General features: G+C 42.3%; 1 protein-coding gene. It reads left to right on the forward strand.

All coding sequences use genetic code 11. The features are described from left to right. Window positions 1–144 precede the first annotated feature (144 nt). The gene (locus tag QT974_RS34515) at window positions 145–1,242 is read left to right on the forward strand and encodes a hypothetical protein (RefSeq protein WP_333472842.1); all 1,098 of its coding nucleotides are present in this window, start codon (window positions 145–147) and stop codon (window positions 1,240–1,242) included. Window positions 1,243–1,245: the final 3 nt, after the last annotated feature.

Consider the following 1,245-nt stretch of genomic DNA (forward strand, 5'->3'; position numbering starts at 1 on the left):
GCTCGCGATCTATCCAACACTCGCGAGCGGGGACGCTCGCACTGTAAAGAAATTGTTTTTGTGCAAAAGTGAGATGCTCCCGCAGACTAAGACTTCAAATTGAAAGCAGACAAAATTTGCCCAACTATTAGCAAATGAAAAACCATGAACAGAAAAGTTAGCGACAAAAGTACCAAGGCTGAAATATTGGAAGCGTATAAGGAAGCAGCAGAAGCAAAGGCTGCTTTGGAATCGCAACTGAAGCAGGCTAATAATAATCAACCAACAAATGCTTCTGTGAAGCAAACAGTAGTCCCAGAAAAACCGATTGTGGAGGCACAAAAACCAATGGCTTTAACTCAAACTCAACAAAAAATGCAGTCCACAATTGATAATTTAATCTTGCTGCAATTTGGCTTTGGTGGCGCTGTCAGCGAGTTGTCGGAAAAATTAACTTCGGAAGCTGCTAAACTGGAAGAATTGCGGCGCACTGTGGGCGAAGAAGTTCAACAACTGCAAGAGTTGCACAGTTTAGAAGATGTTGCGGAAGATACGCTGGATAATTTGATTCAGCAGTACGAACAAAGTGCAAAAACTTTTACTAACGAACTCACCGAACAGCGCGATACTGTTGAACAGGAATTGCTGGAACAGCGTCTAGCTTGGGAAAAAGAGCAGGAATTGCAAAAGTTGGCGCTTAAAGAACGCAATGAGAATCAGGAAAAAATTCGCGATCGGGATGAAGAGTTGTATGATTACGATCTGAATCTTCAGCGAGATTTGGATGTTGAAGGATACGATCAGCGCCAGAAAAGGCTGTATCAAGAAATTGAAGAGTTTCGCCAGGAACAGGAGAAACAGTGGGCGGAACGCGAAAAATCTATTGCAGAACGGGAAAAACTGTCTGCGGAAGTTAAGGCTAAAGTTGAAGCTTTCCCGAAGGAACTGGAATCTAATATCAAGAATGGGAAAGATAATGGTCGCAATATTGGCAATTATCAAGCTAAGGTTAAAGCTGATTTGTCGGCTAAGGATATCGAGGGACAAAAGCAAAATTATGAATTGCAAATTCAAGGGATGTTGCAGACAATTCAAAATCAAGATGTGCGGATTGCGAGTTTGTCGAAACAGCTTGATTCTGCTTTGAAACAGGTTCAGGATTTGGCGGTGAAGGCGATTGAGGGTTCGTCGAATTTGAGTTCTTTTCAAGCTGTGAGGGAAATTGCGATCGAACAGGCGAAGACTCAGCAGAAAAATAAGTAGATA

Source organism: Microcoleus sp. BM001215392 (assembly GCF_036700185.1).
GTDB lineage: Bacteria > Cyanobacteriota > Cyanobacteriia > Cyanobacteriales > Microcoleaceae > Microcoleus.

Bases quoted from the DNA above. Each gene is read 5' to 3' on its own strand.
- QT974_RS34515 (WP_333472842.1), top strand. From the start codon at position 145: ATGAACAGAAAAGTTAGCGACAAAAGTACCAAGGCTGAAATATTGGAA.